Origin of the sequence: Algibacillus agarilyticus (assembly GCF_003286125.1) — a bacterium.
Lineage (GTDB): Bacteria > Pseudomonadota > Gammaproteobacteria > Enterobacterales > Alteromonadaceae > Algibacillus > Algibacillus agarilyticus.
The window spans coordinates 108,156-125,664 of record NZ_QMED01000013.1 but is presented as its reverse complement, the minus strand read 5'-3'; the positions used below and the strand labels follow the sequence as shown (position 1 = coordinate 125,664).

Here is a 17,509-nt window from a genome sequence, read left to right as displayed (position 1 = left end):
CAGCAACCGCGTTGCAGCAAGTGCTAAGCCAAATACAGCAACAAATACACAAAGGTGCAGACAAAGATGCACACATAGATGTACATAAAGGTACAGACGAAAAAAAGCATAAAAAAGCTATCAATGGCTTAGCGATTTTAAATAGCCCAAGCGGCCCTATTTTACGCTTATCTTATCAAGCCGACCTACCTAAAAACGCCAACAAAAATCATAAATATAAGGGTTTAAACAGCGAAGCCACGGTAGCCTACTTTGATGCAACAACTGGCCACGCGCTCTCCACCTTCAATGATAAAGACTATGCGATTTGGTTAGCTAAAACATACCGCCCTGATGCATCAAAAGCGCAAACCAATAACAATGAGATAATTGCAGAACAGGTGAGACATTTTGGTATGGGTTACGACTTTAGGAATAAACGCTTGCCGGTTTGGCGAGTGACACTAAACGATGCTCAAAAAAGCCAACTGTTTATCGATACGCAAAGTGGCGTACTAGCCGATCACAACAACGCCAGCAGTCGACTTGAATCATTGTCTTTTTCAATGTTACATAAATGGGGATTTTTAGTTCCGCTAACCGGTCGCACCCAACGTGATTATATTATGGTATTTTTTCTCGGTTTAGCCTTTGTGCTCACCGTATTTGGTTTACGTTTAAAGCTCAATGGCCGCAAAAAAGTAAAACGCTAACGCTAAAAAATCATGCTAAATGCACACATTAAATAGCACACGCTAAATGAAATGGATAACCATTGGGCGTGTGCTATTTAATATTTTACGTCAATTCATACAAAACATGCCGTTAAATAAAATATAATCAGCCTAACTAAACGCGATTAATTACGCCACGCATAACTAAATTTAGAAAACACACGACGGTCATTAATTTCTAACGCATCCAGCATAGGCTCGTTTGCTCCCTGGTCTGAATAACCAAGATAAAACAAACTTTCGGCATTAAATTTATAAGAGAAAACCAATTGATTGCCAATTGTTTTTTTAGCCGCATAAATATCATTGTCCGGGTTATTATCATAATTAGCACGATACAACGCCGTGTTTCGATCAACCTGAGTATATTGACTAATCAGCTTAAGTTGCATTTTGGTATTAAATTGATAACTAATTCGCACATCATTTTGTGTGGCCTTAAATATATTACCGGCATCAAATGCGCGCCATTGGCCCTCAATTAAATGCTGAGTACGCTCGGCATTTATCGCTCGATATTCATGTGAAAATTTAATATTTAACTGAGAACCTAAATATAAATCAGCTTCGGCTTTAACCCGTTGTAGCTGGCCTCGTTGCTCATTATGGTAATCAATAGCATCACCTTTTGTTGCCAAAAAAGTCAGCTTAACATCCGATATCGGTTGAAATTTTGCATTAAGATTAACCTGATTTAACTTAAAATACGTTTGGGTATCACTAAAGCCATCGATTAACCGCTGCGTTTTTTTATCAAATGTTAAAGTCGTATTTGAATGATATTTACCGGCGACATAGCCCGACAACGAATTTTTTTCTTCGAGTAACTGACCATCACGATCCTTTTTTTGATGATATCCAGCAGAAGTTGAGCCATTTTTAAACCACGTATCCGATTGACCATAAAATTTAATACTGCCGTTCAATTGCTTGCCAATATAGTCAGCCTGAGTAATAAACCCTAAATCAGATCTAAATTCTTTTTCAACATTTTGATAAGCGGCACTAACAGTATAACGATACAGGTCACGATTAAAGTTAACCGACAACGCATTACCTTGCTGATCTTCTTTTAAATTATGATCATTTTGCAAACTCAGCGGGTTTTTACTTTTGGTATGAGCCCACTGAAAATGCAACATATTCGCGCCAGACAAAGCGGCCTTGCCGTCTACCGACAAAACCGTATTTCGATAACCGGTATTTTTTCTGTCGGTGTATAAAACACCTAAACTGCTTTTTTCACCTAAATCTTGTTTATAACGAGCAATAACAAGATCACTTGGTTTAGCATTGCTTGGTAACGAGGTTATCTCAGAGCTTTGATTACGTGGCAAGACAAAACGGGTTTCTTGATCATTTGCCACTAAAACGCCGTAGCTTTTTTCACCACTTTTACCGCTGTATTTCAAACCATATTCAGGCGATGTAATATTACGTGTATGCACTAAATTTAATAAGTCAGTCGTGAGATACTCAGCACCATCCAAAAAGAACGTTCTTTTTTCAGCCACCGACAACGTATGTGGGCTATTAATATCCAACTGCGCAGTATCAGCTTCAACTTGAGAAAAATCAGGATTAAGCGTGGCATTAAGCGTGCTGTTTTCAGTGGGTGCCCAACTCATATCAAGGCTAGCATCGAGCTTACCACTGCCTGACCATTCGTCATTTATGGTTGAATCCGCTTTTTCTTGATGATACGTATAAGTCACCCCCGGAATGAATTGCAAATTATTACTTTGCTTTACATCCTTAAAGCCCGTCACTTTACTAAACTGACATAAGTTACAATTTTGCTGATTATCACGCTTAAAGTTAGTTAACCACTGCTGCGACTCACCTTGATAAGACCGGTAAACAGCCAAGCCCCAAGTTTGCAAACCTTGCGTATCGGCAAAACGTAGTATTTTTAAAGGAATACTCAACTCAGCCGTCCAACCATCTTCAACAATTTGAGCTGCACTGTGCCAAGTTGCATTCCAACTATCATTCGCTTTCCAGCCTCGATTATCTGTCATACGGGCATCAATTTGCACGCCCAGCGGATTAACAAAAAACTCATAAGCATTACGTTCATCATTAAACGTATCGATAACAATACCTAATAAGTCATCGGCTCTTGCTTTATCTCTAGCCGACAAATGCGCTCTCAATTGGTCGGTATTGTCAGTATATGCATACAAAGCCACATGCAAACTCTGGCCATCTTCATACACATAAGCCGTAGTTTTAACCGGCGCTGGCTGCCCTTTACCCGGCACATCATCATAATTTAAGTCTAAAACAGTTGCGTTGCGCCATTGTGCTTCGTTAATAAAACCATCCACAGTGGGCGCTATTTTTTGATGGCTCAGTTGATGGTTTTCATTTGAAAAACTCACGCTCGATATAAGCAGCAGTATTAAAAAAACACATAACCGTAATGAAAAAAAATCACGACACAACAACATTATTAACTCCGGAATTAAAATAAAAATGATGAATGCAAACCCAAAGTAAGGCATTCATCAGTGCCGGAAAATAGTAATGTAGTCACTCAAAAACAGGGTAATGAAGCGCTAATTATTGGCTAATATAAGCTTATAAACGCCTAATCAAATCTAATCAGAACCTAATGAAACGCTAATAAGAACCTAATGAGCAGGTCAACTTCAATAAACACCTCGCAAAAAACAAAGCGCTCGACAGGCAGAGCTGATTGTTAACAACGCTTGCCAAATAAGGTATCATTGCGGGTTAATAGTGCTAGGTAAACGCAAATCTCGGTCAGTCATCATGATATATCAGTTTAATAATTTTGAGCTCGACACTGATAACTTCAGTTTGAAAAGTTCAGGATCAAGTTTGGCGATCGAACCTCAAGTATTTAACCTTATTGTGTACTTAATTACTCACCACAATAAGGTCATCACCCGTGACGAATTATTTGAAAAAGTATGGTCAGGACGCGTTGTATCCGACGCCACCTTGAGCAACCATATAAACAGCGCGAGAACATTACTGGGCGACGATGGTAACAAGCAAGCCGTTATTAAAACCATACGCGGTCGGGGTTATCAATTTGTCGCAGCACTTAAGACGAGCAATACAAGCTCAGCCCATAACTCAGTTGATCATCCTCTTCACCCTATAAAACAATCAAAGCAAACGTTTATATATAACAAATACGCGTTACTCGCTGCGTTATTATTGTTGGTGATAAGTGCGAGTTACGTTATTCAAAATATCCTTTGGCAAAACACCAGTCACTCCAATGATCAAACAACCAAAACCATTGCCGTATTACCGTTTCGAAATATCAGTGAATTAAAAGCAGATGATCATTTTATCGAAGGATTTTGTGGCGATTTAACCGCCAAAATGTCTAAATTAGCAGACTTAAAAATCATCTCGCATTTGTCGGTTGGTTCATACTTAAACGCCGATAAAAGCATAGAAGAAATGACCTCTGAGCTCAACGTCAGCAATTTACTCATAGGCACAATGCAGCGCGCGGGTGATAAAATAAAAATCAATATTCAACTCATCGATGTACAAACTAATAAGCATCTATGGGCAGAAACCTATACCCGCGATTTAAACCTCGAAAGCATGTTTTTAGTACAAGCCGATGTCACCGCCAACATTGCGCAAAAACTGCAATCCATTTTAATAACCGCCGACACACAAACACCTTAATAATCAACCAAATAAAAACAATGTACTAGTGTCATCAAGAGTTCAGGTTAACAAGGGGTAGATTGAACCTTATTAACAAATTGGGTATGCTCCGCTGCGAATTTAACAAAGGCTTTTGCATGCAAACCACTTTATACCTCGCCCGCCATGGTGAAACCGACTGGAACAAACAACAACGCCTGCAAGGGCAGCTTAACAGTGAGCTCACCAAACAGGGCATTGCACAATCAATTGCATTAGCTAACCATTTGCAAAGTAAAAAAATAACAACGATTGTCTCTTCACCTCTAGGTAGAGCGGTAATTACCGCACAACACTGTGAGCGTATTTTGAATATTCCTTGGGTATCGAATTTAGCCCTAGTTGAGCGTGATTTTGGTGATTGGCAGGGGCAAATGTTAACCGAACTTTCAGCCAATGCACATTACACTGAAATACTGCAGCAATACACACATGCGCAGCCACCCAATGGCGAAAGCGCAATAACCTGTGGCCAACGAATTTATCAAGGCTTGTTAACACTCGCTCAAGCTTATCTAAATCAACACATTTTAGTCATTTTTCATGGCGAAGCGTTGCGTTGTTTTATGAACTACGCTGGCTGGCCAACACAACAAAATGCCTATCAATTATTTGCTAATGCCAATGTATTGGCCATTACCTATTCGCCAACAAAACCTTATTTTGAACAGGTAACGCCTTAACATGGCCGATGTTCACTTTTTAACACTTTTTGCACCTTTTGCGTTAGGCATTACGTTGTTAATCGCACTCACGTTAGATTATTACCTAGGTGAGCCTAAACGTTTTCATTATTTAGTTGGTTTTGGCTATATTGCGTCGTGGTTTGAGAGGCATTTAAACACCAAGCCCAACGCGCCACTCGATACCCCTTTTTTACAAAAGGCAGAAACAGAAACATTAAAAAGGACGTTAAAAAACAAGTTAGACACGACAAGCGCAATGAAAGGAGCGATAGCGTGGCTGTTACTGGTGCTGCCTTTGCCTGTGCTTTATCTCTATTTTATAACGCCGTTAGCTTGGTACTGGCAATTACCTTTTGATGCACTAGTGCTTTATTGCGCTTTAGGTTTAACCAGTTTAAACCAACATGCAATGCAAGTTTATTTACCTTTGCACAATGGCGATATTAATACCGCGCGGCATTACACCAGTTACTTAGTTAGCCGTAATACCGACGCATTAACCGCACATGAAATGTCGAGAGCCACCGTTGAATCCATGCTCGAAAATGGTCACGATGCGGTTATTGCCTCCCTGTTTTATTTTGTTATTGGCGGCGCACCTTTGGTTATTGTGCATCGATTAGCCAACACCTTAGATGCCATGTGGGGTTATAAAAATGCACGGTATCGCTCTTTTGGCTATGCGGCAGCCCGTTTAGATGATGCATTAGGTTTTGCATCGGGTAAATGTTGCACGTTACTTTATAGTTTGCAGGGCACATTTAGGCTGTGTTTAAAAAATGCGTTTATTCAAGGTAATCAATATAAAAGCCACAATGGCGGCTGGGTGATGGCAGCGGGTGCCACCGCCATGCAACGAACTCTGGGGGGCAGCGCTATTTATCATGGTAAAACACACTTATCGCCCACTTTAGGCGGCGGTAAACCGATTGAAGTCAACGACATTCCGGCTAGCGTAAAAATCGTTAAACAAGCGAGTGTCATTTTTATTACGGTGGTTATCTTTAGCCAAGCCTTGTGGGTGTTATTTAACCTTAATGCCGGACAAGCAGGATAAAATAACGTTATTTATAAAGGTTAACGAACTACATCATGGCTCTTATTCATGGTGGCCAATTATACGCCATCGCTAAGCAATACCATTCATCACCTGAAAGTTGGATCGATTTATCTACGGGTATCGCCCCATTAAGCTACCCTATTCCACCGATTCATTCAGCCTTATGGCAACAATTACCCCAACCATCAGATGCACTTATACAAGCAGCAAAAGCTTACTATCAATGTGATCAGGTATTAGTTAGCAACGGTAGCCAATCGATTATTAAACAACTCCCCACCCTGTGGTTAACACAGCAACCTAAAGCAACCACCGTTTATTTACCCACCCGAGGTTACAAAGAACACGCTCACGCTTGGATAAAAGCCGGATTCAACGTAAATTGGTACACCGATGAGCTACCCAATGTCGAGAGGTTAGTCGTTAATTGTGTGCTTGTTGTCATAAACCCCAACAATCCAACTGGCCAACTTTACACACGCCAAACATTGCAAACGTATCAAACGGCTATCGAATCATTGCAAGGTTTATTGATTATTGATGAAGCGTTTATGGACGTAATTTCGCCTAATCAATCACTGGCTCAAACCCCCTCTAATAACACCCTTATTTTACGCTCGTTTGGTAAGTTTTTTGGCTTAGCGGGAATACGAATTGGTTTTGCGATTGCAGGTAAAACATGGTTAAACCATTTGCAAAATGAATTAGGCCCATGGCAAGTTAACGGCCCGGCACAATATATAGCAGAAGTTGCATTAAATGATGATGCGTGGCAACAAAGGCAAATACAGACGCTTACGCGACAACAAAAAGACTTGCAACAGGTGCTACTCGCCCAGTTAAAACCGATTATAAAAAGTATTAAAGGCACATTACTGTTTCAAACGGTCACGCTAAACAACAAAATTAAAGCGGCCGATTTATATCACGCGCTGTGTGAACAACAAGTTTATGTGCGCCTAACCGACGAGCAAGATGCACTGCGTTTTGGCATGTTAACCACCGCCCAGCTACCACGTTTTGAGCGCGCTTTGGCTTTGGCGCTTAATCAATTAACATAAATTGGCATTTATAATTTAAATTGAGGCTGAGCGGTATGCGTTTCAACCCCCAAAGGTAATGTAAACCAGCTTTGTTTACTGCCCACCCATACATGCACATTCGGCTCAAATAAAACCGCAGCCCTTGGCTCAACCGGCTTTAATTTAAGTTTGATAAAAGCATCATCTGGTTGGCTGTAATGGTAAATACGGTTGCCACAATACGGGCAAAATTTAGCTATATTGTTTTTGCCACTGTCAGCAATCCGGCTCCACTCTTTCATCTCGCCACTAAACTCAATATCTTTAGTCGCCACCAAAGCGGTAATGCTGTAGGCCGACGTTGATAATTTTTGGCATTCGGTGCAATGACAAGCCAATACTTTAAGCGGAGCGGCATTTAATTGGTATGAAACTTGACCACACTGACAAGTCGCTTGAATCGGAAAGCTCATGATATAAATCCTATTGTTATTCGGGTGTATTTAGTGTGGCTATTAACGCTGACTAGAACGTATTAACTGATCTATTGGGTTGTACCGTTTTTAAATTTTGTTTTGTTAACTTGGCTTGATTAGGCCCACTTTATTAATTAACCCTGTTATTTACGGCAATAGCATCAAATACAACCACTTGATTACGACCGCTCTTTTTAGCATGGTATAAAGCTTGGTCAGCGCATTCAACGGCAATCGAAAGCGGGTCGTCTTGGTTAAAATCAAGTGGATGCAAACCCACACTTAATGAATACGTTAACGTTTGATTATTCACCGTCATTGGGCTTTGGTTAAATTTAGCCCGCACGCGCTCTGCTATTGCAATCGCCATTGCGGCATCATCCACTTTAACCAATAATAAAAACTCTTCTCCGCCCCAACGTATGGCTACATCATCGTTACGGCAAACTTTTTTCATCATTTTAGCTAGCTTAACTAACACATCATCACCCACTGAGTGGCCATAAGTATCATTAATATTTTTAAAGTGATCAATATCAATAAGTAACAACCAATAAAGGGCTTGATGGGTATCTTTGCGCAACGCAATGATATGCTCTTCTAACCGGCGACGATTACCTAATTGTGTTAGCGGGTCTTGCAGCGTTAAACGTTCTAATTTGGCTGAACGGTAACTCATTTTACTTAAGGTCGCGATAATCAACATTAAGCATTCAAATAACACCGAAAATTGAGCCAGCAACGTAGTATCAAACGTCCAACCGGTTTGAGTGGTAATTAACATGAGCAGCATGCTAATTGAAAATGGGACCCAAGCTATAATATATAAAAGTAGGTAAGTAGAGCCTTTTTGATAACAACGCCATGCGAGTAAAGGTTGTGAAATTAACGAGATTAAACTGAACAGGGATATATAAAAAACCCATTCATAAGCCACACCAAATAAGCGTAAAACAATTGCGCATATATAAAGGCTGATAAGGCCTAGCAGAATTTTATCAATAAAGGGTTGAGCGACTTTAGTATTCAACAACTCTCGACTAAATAAAAAAGCAAAACTCGCTGCAGCCAGATAAAACACATGCAGGCTTTGATTATGCAGTGCAGGATTATCGGGCCAGATAAATTGAAAACTAAAACCATTAAGTGAAAGCCACATGACGATGTTGCACAGCAAATAACTTAAAAAATAAAAATAATATAAATAGCTATGCGTTTTAGCATAAAACCAAATACTCACAATCAACAATACCAACGCAAAAAACAACCCAAAGTACACGCCATAAAAAAGGTACTCTTTAGCCAATATATCGCGCAAATTACTCTGCCCAGATATGTATACATTGATATTACGTAAATCAATTTCTGCGGTGCTCAACTTAATATAAACTTCAGCGCCTTTCCCTTTAGGCAGCTTAAATGTTGCATTCATTAAACGATAGCTAATTTCTCGTTTGCTAAAAGGGTTGTGATCAGATTGCGTTTTATGTTTCCACTGCCCACCATCGTTTTTAACCCAAATATCCATGTGGTCGGCATAGCTCGTTTGCGGGTGAATAGCCCAAGTCATACCATTGGCTCTTGGATTTTTAAGCGATAATTTAAACCAATAGGTTGAGTTATTAATACCTTGGTTTACATCGGTTGCTTTGAAGGGTTTAAATTTTTGTTGATCGTTTGCTTTAAGTACCTCTTCAAACGAGTAAGTATTGGCTTCGTCTTCTAAAAATTCGGCATAACCAATAATCGACACGCTATCGTAATACCATCTTAAAACTAAACTTTCGATTGGCGTCGCGTCATCATGCGCTTGTTCATTATCAACAGCGCTAACCGCTAAACACGGCAGCGCCATCAACGTTAAAACGCAGATCAAGCCATACCTCAAAAGCAGCTGGGGCATAAAACGTTTCATCAACAAAACAACAAAAGACATTCAATCACATAAAATAAAAACAGACTCTTTTAACTTTAGTTAGCGAAACATCGTTTGCCAACTAATCCATACTAATCCATTCAACAATATCAGATAAAAAGAAACGTAGGCCGGTTTAGCCAAGCAGAGGCGTGAGCCAAATAGCAAAAAGCAATGCAAAAAAGCTATCAAAATTATCATTTTTAGTCATGCTACAACCTCAACGTCCGCATAAGGGACTGATCATTGTTGGCTAAAATCGGCCGCTAACGGTTAGCAGTCCCGTCATACTCTTATTAGGTGGAAGGAGCCACCAAATACTTTAACTTAGGAAGCATTCTCTTCTGAGCTTCACTATAAACCTCCCCAACTTTAATTGCCCCCTTGTTTAAATAAAACCCTTCCGCATCAGGATCAGAAGTAATGTAAAACGCATTAATATCAAGTAATTTACATTCTAAAAGAACCTGTTCAAAAACCAAGCCCCCGTTTCCTTTACCAATTACAGCTGGCAGAAGCCATAAGTGGTCCAACTCGTTTATATCGCCTTTAACAATTGCGTAAAACCCGATCACATCAGAACCTTCCATGACCAGTTTTACGGTGTTATGGGCAAGATATTCAGCTTCAAACTTTAAATTTGAACGCCAAATATCCAATTGCTCTTGAGAATAACCCCAGTAGCCTTTAGACGTTATTAAGGTATCACAAAGAATATCTGCATGTTGTTCTTCGGCAATTTGATAGTGGAGCACTTATATACACCTAACAGTTTAATCGAGCGCGATTCACGTATTTGCAAGCTAAAACCACGTGCATTTTTAACCTTGCTGTATTTTTAACAAAAAAGCTAACACATGGCTATTGATATTGTTATAGGCGGATATAAAAACATCAAAGGACAAATATACGCTAGGGCGTGTTTATCTTTGTCGTATAGATTTTGTTCAATTCCAAAACGTTTTGATCGCGGCATTGGCTTGATGGCATCGTGGTTCTACGTCAAAAGCCAATAACAAAGAGCAAAACGTTTTGGATTGAACCCAAAGGGCAGCGCATTTGCACCATTTCTACTATGTTGCCCCACATGGATGTAGGGTAAGGTGACTTTGCAGGAGCATAAAGTCTTTATCGCTCTTTTATGTAGAATAACGACACCGTAATCGCTCTGCCTTGTATAAATAGAGCAAATACTGCTGAAAAAGCATACACAAAAGATAAACACGCCCTAGTGAATAACGCGATCAATTAACTCATTTATCAAATAAAAACAGGCTTACACTGCAGATAAATGTGACAAAAATTAACCCAAACAGCTCAAGCGGAACAATGACAAGTTGAAGCGGCCGCTCTGACCTATACAGCGCAAAAAGTAATCGATATCCTTTTTTTAACAAAAATAAAACAATTTTATGATCAAGGATAATTGATATGACACTCACACACTCAATAAAAGATAAGGTGACGCTATAATGAGCCAGCCTATTAAATTATTACTGCTTAGCCTTTCTATCATGTGTTTATCGGTTACTGGGTGCTCGGGCTCAAAAACTGACGATACCCAAGCGCCCATCGCGATACCGGACACGCCGGAGATACCCGATACATCTGAGACACCGGATACTCCCAATACGCCTGAAACACCCGAATCACCCGATACGCCGGAATCACCCGATACACCTGATACACCTGATACACCTGATATGCCTGATACGCCTAATGTTCCAGATGTGCCGAATATATTAACCATTCAAGCCGAAGATTACGTCGCGTATAAAGATTCAGATACCGGTAACACCGGAGGGCAATACAAAACAGATGATGTTGATATTGAAAGCACAACTGATGCCGAAGGTGGCTTTAGCATAGGTTGGACGGTTACAGACGAGTGGCTAGAATATGAAGTAACAACAGCAGCAGGCTCATATGCACTTAGCTCAAGGGTCGCTTCAGAAACCGGTGGCGGCCGTTTTACGGTTAGCTTAACAGACGACCTCGCGAGTTCAATTATTGGTAACTCCACAGTAGGTAACACCGGCGGGTGGCAGCAATTCGAAACTCACAACATAGGCTCACTGGCTTTAACCGCAGGCAAACACAAAATACGTTTGCACGTTAACACGGGTAATTTTAACTTAAATTGGCTCAAATTAACGCCCATTGCAGACGAAGATCAAGATGGCATAAGCGATGAAACAGACCAATGTGCATTAACGCCCACAGGCCAAAATATAAATAAAGTGGGTTGTCCAGATCTCGACAACGACGGTATTTTTGATGACCAAGATGCATGCCCACAAACGCCAATTAATGATTACGTAGATGCACTTGGCTGCACGGCAGTACGCCCGTTAAACGAAGTCGCTTTTAACAATAATATACTGGTTGGCGGCACCGAATCAGACAAAGCAGGTTTCTCGCTTTATGTATTTGATAACGACCAAAATACCACCGGCAGTAGCTGTTACAATACCTGTGCAACCAATTGGCCACCACTTTTAGTAACCGATGGCAAAGCGTCTGGCATACAAAACTTAGGCACCATTACACGTGATGATGGTAGCTTGCAAGCTACCTTTAATGGTCGACCCTTATACTTTTTTATAGGCGATAACCAAGTCGGCGATACAACCGGTAATGGGGATGTGTGGCATACCGTTGAAATAGGCACCATTGGCGAATTTGTTGCGTTATATAACGAAGCGACACCACTGGCACCCAACGCGGCTTTTACACGTGAAGATGGTGTAGCGGTAACACGTATCGCCGACCGAGGCCGTGATCGTCATGCTAAAGATATAACCTCAAGTGATCATTACGACCATTTTTTAGCCCATTATTGGGAGTATAGAACAGCCCGCATCCAGCTTGAAGATTACACGCCCCTCAACCAAAGCTTGATTAAAGTCACCATTATTACCGAAGCCGAGCTAGGTGCGCGCGAGTTTAGGGTGTGGTACAACGGCGTAACAACCACAGGGCAATTCAATTTTAATCCACAAAAAGATGAAGCCAAAGCCAACCCAAACGAAACCGGTGTGGTTTATGTAGGGCGTGGCACATGGGATAACAATTTTGAAAAAGTCAGTGACGACGGTCATCAATTCAAATACACCTTAAACATAGTCGATGAATGGCAAAGCAACGGGCCCATTATTCCGCTCACCACCGGTCGTCGAATGGAGTTTGAAGCCAGCCAATTTTTAATTAACCCACCGGCAGGTTCACGACTTAATTATTACGGTACCACCTTTTTATACATAACCGGTCAAGCAGGTGTGCACCCTTTTGAATGGGATCGCACCGAATTTGACGATAGCTATCCTATTCCTGCCGCTGGCTTATCGGGTGGTGGCACCACACTTGGCTACAACTATAGCGAAGAGCCCGCAGGCCGCTTTATGGGCATGGCAACCAATATGAATGCCGAAAATGCACAACCTTGGGTTGAAGGCCGACGTGTACACCACACTAATTTTGAAACCGGTGAACATGATGAACGTGCAGAAAACATAATATGGACCGAACAAATAGGCAAAGCGGGCAACCACTATATTAATAATGCGTGTGCAGCGTGTCATATACGTAACGGCCGAGCCTTAGTGTCGGATGTAGGCACCGAACTTGATAAATGGGTATTCAAAATAGGCGACGAAAACGGCGCACCCGACCCACTTAAAGGGCGAGTGCTACAACCTGAAATAGCCGACAATGCCACGACCGGCACATCAGAAGGTCAAGTTACATTAGGCCCGTGGACCGAGTTAGCCAATGGTTTGCGCACACCTAATTATGTGTTTACACAAGGCTCTCCGGTGCAATTCTCAGCTCGAATAGCACCGCAGTTAGTCGGTTTAGGGTTATTAGAAGCCATCCCCGAACATGAGATACTATCGTGGCAAGATGCCAACGACACCAATAACGATGGCATATCAGGACGGGCATCGGTTGTTACCGACCCAATAACCGGCGAGCAACGTGTAGGTCGCTTTGGTTACAAAGCAGGCACCGCCAGTGTAAAACACCAAGTCGCAGCTGCGTTTAATACCGATATGGGCGTAATGACCTCGGTATTACCTAAGCCAGATTGTGGAACACAGCAAACCGATTGCGACAGCTCAGGTTCAGAGTTAGACGATATACACCTCGACAAGCTCGTAACCTATATAAGTTTATTAGGTTTGCCCGCTCGCCGTGATTATGACATTGTCGTGGGTCAAAACTTATTTACCGAAATAGGCTGTGCCGATTGCCATCGCCCTTCGGTAACCACAACGCCTTATCATCCATTAGCCGAACTGCGCAGCCAAACGATCCATCCTTACACAGATATGCTATTGCATGATATGGGTGAAGGCCTAGCCGATAACTTAGCAGAAGGCACTGCCACCGGCGCCGAATGGCGCACCGCACCGTTATGGGGATTAGGTCATGCCGCAGATGTCATGGTAAGAGACAACAAAGCGAATGATTCAATCTCGCTGGCACAAAGCGCCGCAGACATAAATCGAGTCGGTTATTTGCATGATGGACGCGCACGGACAATTGAAGAAGCCATTTTATGGCACGGTGGCGAAGCACAATTAACCACCAACGCTTACCAAGCTCTTAGCGTGCAGCAAAAAACCGACTTGTTGGATTTTTTAAAATCACTTTAAAACGATAAACCGGCTTCGGTTAACTTCAACCAGCTAACGCAAACCAAGGTACTCAAAAACAAAAAAGCCCTAGTCATTAACTGGGGCTTTAAAATGCAATAAAAAAGAAAGCCCCTCAAAACTGATAATAATTGCCCATAAGCCGAATAAAGCCTATTATTCAGCTCATATATTGAGCCGAATAATAGACTTTATTCGGCTCACAACGTTAAAAAGGGTAAATTATGTATATTTGGCAATCTGATTTATGGCCTCAATTTAGTTTTGATGAAAGCGTTATAAGCAAAAAATTAAACGAAGTAGCGCAAGCCAAACAAAGATTGCTAGATTATTCAACTAGCCTTCCTCAGCCTATTGATAAAGAAGCACAAATGGATGCCTTACTGCAAAATGCTATTCGCACTTCCCAAATAGAGGGCGAAAAGCTAGATGTCGGCTCGGTACGATCATCTGTTGCTAAACAACTCGGCTTACACACTTCGGGTTTAAAACCTAGCACCAAGCAAACGGATAGCTTAGTTGCTATGTTAGTGCTTGCAACTGAAAATTTAGATAACCCGTTAACCGTTGAAACCCTATGCGAATGGCAAGCTCTACTCTTTCCCGAACCACCCTTATTAGGTTCACTCATATTAGGCGAGCTTAGGGGAAATGAACCTATGCAGGTCATTTCTTACCGGGGTCGGCAACAAACAGTCCATTTTGAAGCACCGCCTAAATCGGTATTAGCAAACGAACTAACACGATTTATTGACTGGTTTAACTCAACCGACAATAAAGTTCACCCATTGCTTAAAGCCGGTATCGCACACTTATGGTTTTTGACGCTGCACCCATTTGATGACGGTAATGGTCGCTTAGCCAGAGCCATAACGGATCGCGCATTAGCGCAAGCAGATAAAACGTCAATTCGTTTTTACTCATTAAGCGCGACAATAGAAAAATATCGCAATAGCTATTATGATCACCTTGAATTGACCCAAAACCTAAAAGCCGCATCACAAATAAGCTCCAATAACGAATTAGATATCACAACATGGCTAATCTGGTTCTTAGATGTATTGACCGAAACCATTGAACATGGGCGCTTTAGAATTGATCGCGTACTCAACAAATCCAAATTTTGGCACAAGCATAGCCAAACCGTATTAAGTGAAAGACAAATCAAAGTATTAAACCGTTTGCTGAATAATTTTGGTGAAGAATTTAATGACGGAATTAACGCATCAAAATACCAATCACTGGCTAAAGTGAGTAAAGCAACAGCGACTAGAGATTTGACCGAACTGGTAACCAAAGACTGCTTAATTAAACTTGATAAAGGCGGCAGAAGTACTCGCTACCAAGTTAAATTAGCGACGCAGAAGTAAAATCAACTGTTTTTTCCTGCTGAATAGACTTAGGTTTTGCTTACCAACCGCTCTTCGATTACTTTTAAATTCTCACCTTCAGAGGTTTTCCAACTTTGTGGACCACTACGGCTATTACCTGCAACTAATGCGGCGGCATACGACGATGAACTCATAAGCTTATCTTTAAGCAAAAGGTAGAAATGGCCTTTATCCTCTAGAAGACCATCCGCGATCATTTGCTCTTTAATGAGTAGATTTTTACCCGGCATACTCGATGACGATCTATGTGCGATTTGCGAGCCTTTCAATAATAAAAAGCCGTCATCTGTAACTCTACCTTGTGCAATCACTTTACTTACTTTAAAACTAAATTCATAATTTATTAGAGAGTCTTCTTTTGGCTCTACAATAATTTGAACAGCACCTGAAGAAACAGACTCTAAAATCCTGTGGCTTAAACTACCTAGAACAATACGAATATTTTCGACAAACTCTTCCATTGCTGCAGCGTCAGCGCGAGGAAGGTTAGATTTAGTTGGTGTATTACTATTTTCTAAATCATATCTATCGGCTGATTTACTAATTTCTACGAGCCTTGCCTCTAAGTACTTAATATGACCTTTAGTTAAGTTTTCATCTTTGCTAGTAAAAATGATAACCTCATTCCAGAACTCTTTTTTACGGTCATGATCTGCCAATCTTTTAAATACGTCTTCCGATTCACCAATATATGCGACATTATTATCACCAGCGGAGTTCTCAAATAAAAAATAGACTCCAGGTCGTTTTGATTCTTCCCAATTCCCTAATTCTGAAAAGCGACTTCGAGGACAAGCAAGAGCTTGACCAGACCAATTAGCTATTTCAACATGGCGTAACCCAGTAGGACTTCCATCAGCTAAAAATATTCTTATACTTCGACCAAACTTAGACATATTTTCAAAATTCCCTGTAAAACTTAACAATTTAATCGTGTACGATTTTCGTCTTTTCCAGCTAAATCAGCGCGCATTTTCAACTTACTGTATTTTTAACAAATACGCTAACACATAACAATTTATATTGTTTATAGGCGGATATAAAAACATCAAAAGGCGCAAGTAGAAACAAAGGTATATAACGATGGTATCTAACTATGAGGTAGGCTTTTTGATCTATGTTTTTTAATGATCGCTATATTCAATTTACGCAGCGAATTTAGAATTAATAAGCTCCCCTCAAAGTCAGCGACAATCCGTTGTACTTTCTTGTAGATGAAAGGTCATATCGGTGGAACTCTAAACCAAAACGGGCTTTATCTTTACCGATGAAATAGCTCACGGTATAGGCGGGGCCAAACTCATATTTGTTTTCGCAATTGTTATAGTCATCTTTTAAAGCTAAACAATCTTCTCTAAAAACAGCACAATCGAAGCCCGCACCAAATCTCATATAAGAATATCGGTTTAAGTCTAATCGATAACCTAAGATAAAATCGACCTTGCCTGATTGCTGATTAAAATCAACAGTTGCCTGATCTGAATTTAATAATTCAGAGAAAACTTCTTCCGCATTAACACCTAATGTCACTTCACTATACAAACCAAAGTCGTTTGCGAGGCCCATCCCAATATTAAAAAAAGCAGAGCTTGAATGATTTAAACTATCTTGCCCTTGGATAGCTTGCACTGAAAAAAGGCTATACGGCTTAGCGATAACGGTGCTGGAAATAAGCAATAATGTAATGAAAAGAAAATACGGTTTCATGGTGGCCTTTTATAGTGACAGTTATAATTTAGCGAAAACCCATTAAGGGTACGTTTATAAAGTAGGGTTAGTTAAAAGAGGGGAAGAATAACAAATACGTTGATGTAATTTTTAGCAGCATACACTGATGAGTGTTCATATATTCAAGTCCTTTTGTAACCGTTCTACATGGCTTATTG

The 17,509-nt window shown here is 40.7% G+C and carries 13 protein-coding genes; 7 read left to right on the top strand and 6 right to left on the bottom strand.

Annotation, left to right across the window (positions count from 1 at the left end; genetic code table 11):
* Nucleotides 1-692 (top strand): hypothetical protein (locus DPX34_RS21740; protein ID WP_198673694.1); only part of this gene is annotated, 692 nt, incomplete at its 5' end.
* Between the two features lie 146 nt (nucleotides 693-838).
* On the opposite strand, the gene DPX34_RS12010 is transcribed toward DPX34_RS21740, so the two are convergent.
* Nucleotides 839-3,097 (bottom strand): carbohydrate binding family 9 domain-containing protein, encoded by a 2,259-nt coding sequence (locus DPX34_RS12010; RefSeq protein WP_157964709.1) that lies wholly within the window; start codon nucleotides 3,095-3,097, stop codon nucleotides 839-841.
* 463 nt (nucleotides 3,098-3,560) lie between these two features.
* Between DPX34_RS12010 and DPX34_RS12005 the strand changes: the two genes are divergently transcribed.
* From DPX34_RS12005 to cobD, 4 genes are all read left to right on the top strand, one after another.
* Nucleotides 3,561-4,394 carry a FlgO family outer membrane protein gene (locus DPX34_RS12005; protein WP_198673693.1) on the top strand — a complete coding sequence of 278 codons (834 nt, stop codon included), beginning with the start codon at nucleotides 3,561-3,563 and terminating at the stop codon, nucleotides 4,392-4,394.
* A 119-nt stretch (nucleotides 4,395-4,513) separates the two neighbouring features.
* Nucleotides 4,514-5,098: a histidine phosphatase family protein gene (locus DPX34_RS12000; RefSeq protein ID WP_157964708.1), complete on the top strand. Its 585-nt coding sequence runs from the start codon at nucleotides 4,514-4,516 to the stop codon at nucleotides 5,096-5,098.
* 1 nt (nucleotide 5,099) lies between these two features.
* Nucleotides 5,100-6,158, top strand: coding sequence for a cobalamin biosynthesis protein CobD/CbiB (locus tag DPX34_RS11995; protein ID WP_111978666.1), 1,059 nt, complete (start codon nucleotides 5,100-5,102; stop codon nucleotides 6,156-6,158).
* A 35-nt stretch (nucleotides 6,159-6,193) separates the two neighbouring features.
* Nucleotides 6,194-7,222 carry a threonine-phosphate decarboxylase CobD gene (cobD, locus tag DPX34_RS11990; protein WP_111978665.1) on the top strand — a complete coding sequence of 343 codons (1,029 nt, stop codon included), beginning with the start codon at nucleotides 6,194-6,196 and terminating at the stop codon, nucleotides 7,220-7,222.
* Nucleotides 7,223-7,230: 8 nt separating this feature from the next.
* On the opposite strand, the gene DPX34_RS11985 is transcribed toward cobD, so the two are convergent.
* The 3 genes from DPX34_RS11985 to DPX34_RS11975 all read right to left on the bottom strand — a co-directional run bounded on the left by DPX34_RS11985 (nucleotide 7,231) and on the right by DPX34_RS11975 (nucleotide 10,329).
* Nucleotides 7,231-7,656: a GFA family protein gene (locus tag DPX34_RS11985; protein ID WP_111978664.1), complete on the bottom strand. Its 426-nt coding sequence runs from the start codon at nucleotides 7,654-7,656 to the stop codon at nucleotides 7,231-7,233.
* Nucleotides 7,657-7,789: 133 nt separating this feature from the next.
* Nucleotides 7,790-9,535, bottom strand: coding sequence for a sensor domain-containing diguanylate cyclase (locus tag DPX34_RS11980; RefSeq protein ID WP_198673692.1), 1,746 nt, complete (start codon nucleotides 9,533-9,535; stop codon nucleotides 7,790-7,792).
* A gap of 335 nt (nucleotides 9,536-9,870) precedes the next feature.
* On the bottom strand, nucleotides 9,871-10,329 hold the full coding sequence (locus DPX34_RS11975; protein ID WP_111978662.1) for a GNAT family N-acetyltransferase: 459 nt from the start codon (nucleotides 10,327-10,329) through the stop codon (nucleotides 9,871-9,873).
* 717 nt (nucleotides 10,330-11,046) lie between these two features.
* Here DPX34_RS11975 and DPX34_RS11970 point away from each other — a divergent pair.
* On the top strand, nucleotides 11,047-14,232 hold the full coding sequence (locus DPX34_RS11970; RefSeq protein WP_111978661.1) for a di-heme oxidoredictase family protein: 3,186 nt from the start codon (nucleotides 11,047-11,049) through the stop codon (nucleotides 14,230-14,232).
* A 224-nt stretch (nucleotides 14,233-14,456) separates the two neighbouring features.
* Nucleotides 14,457-15,602: a Fic family protein gene (locus tag DPX34_RS11965; RefSeq protein ID WP_111978660.1), complete on the top strand. Its 1,146-nt coding sequence runs from the start codon at nucleotides 14,457-14,459 to the stop codon at nucleotides 15,600-15,602.
* A gap of 29 nt (nucleotides 15,603-15,631) precedes the next feature.
* Here the strand turns inward: DPX34_RS11965 and DPX34_RS11960 are convergent, their stop codons facing one another.
* Entirely contained in the window at nucleotides 15,632-16,519 is an 888-nt protein-coding gene (locus DPX34_RS11960) for a GIY-YIG nuclease family protein (RefSeq protein ID WP_111978659.1), read from the bottom strand.
* Between the two features lie 268 nt (nucleotides 16,520-16,787).
* Nucleotides 16,788-17,330 carry a hypothetical protein gene (locus DPX34_RS11955; protein WP_111978658.1) on the bottom strand — a complete coding sequence of 181 codons (543 nt, stop codon included), beginning with the start codon at nucleotides 17,328-17,330 and terminating at the stop codon, nucleotides 16,788-16,790.
* Between the last annotated feature and the right edge of the window lie 179 nt (nucleotides 17,331-17,509).

Bases quoted from the DNA above. Each gene is read 5' to 3' on its own strand.
- DPX34_RS11960 (WP_111978659.1), bottom strand. From the start codon at position 16,519: ATGTCTAAGTTTGGTCGAAGTATAAGAATATTTTTAGCTGATGGAAGT.
- DPX34_RS12000 (WP_157964708.1), top strand. From the start codon at position 4,514: ATGCAAACCACTTTATACCTCGCCCGCCATGGTGAAACCGACTGGAAC.
- DPX34_RS11970 (WP_111978661.1), top strand. From the start codon at position 11,047: ATGAGCCAGCCTATTAAATTATTACTGCTTAGCCTTTCTATCATGTGT.
- DPX34_RS11985 (WP_111978664.1), bottom strand. From the start codon at position 7,656: ATGAGCTTTCCGATTCAAGCGACTTGTCAGTGTGGTCAAGTTTCATAC.
- DPX34_RS11995 (WP_111978666.1), top strand. From the start codon at position 5,100: ATGGCCGATGTTCACTTTTTAACACTTTTTGCACCTTTTGCGTTAGGC.
- DPX34_RS11965 (WP_111978660.1), top strand. From the start codon at position 14,457: ATGTATATTTGGCAATCTGATTTATGGCCTCAATTTAGTTTTGATGAA.
- cobD (WP_111978665.1), top strand. From the start codon at position 6,194: ATGGCTCTTATTCATGGTGGCCAATTATACGCCATCGCTAAGCAATAC.
- DPX34_RS11955 (WP_111978658.1), bottom strand. From the start codon at position 17,330: ATGAAACCGTATTTTCTTTTCATTACATTATTGCTTATTTCCAGCACC.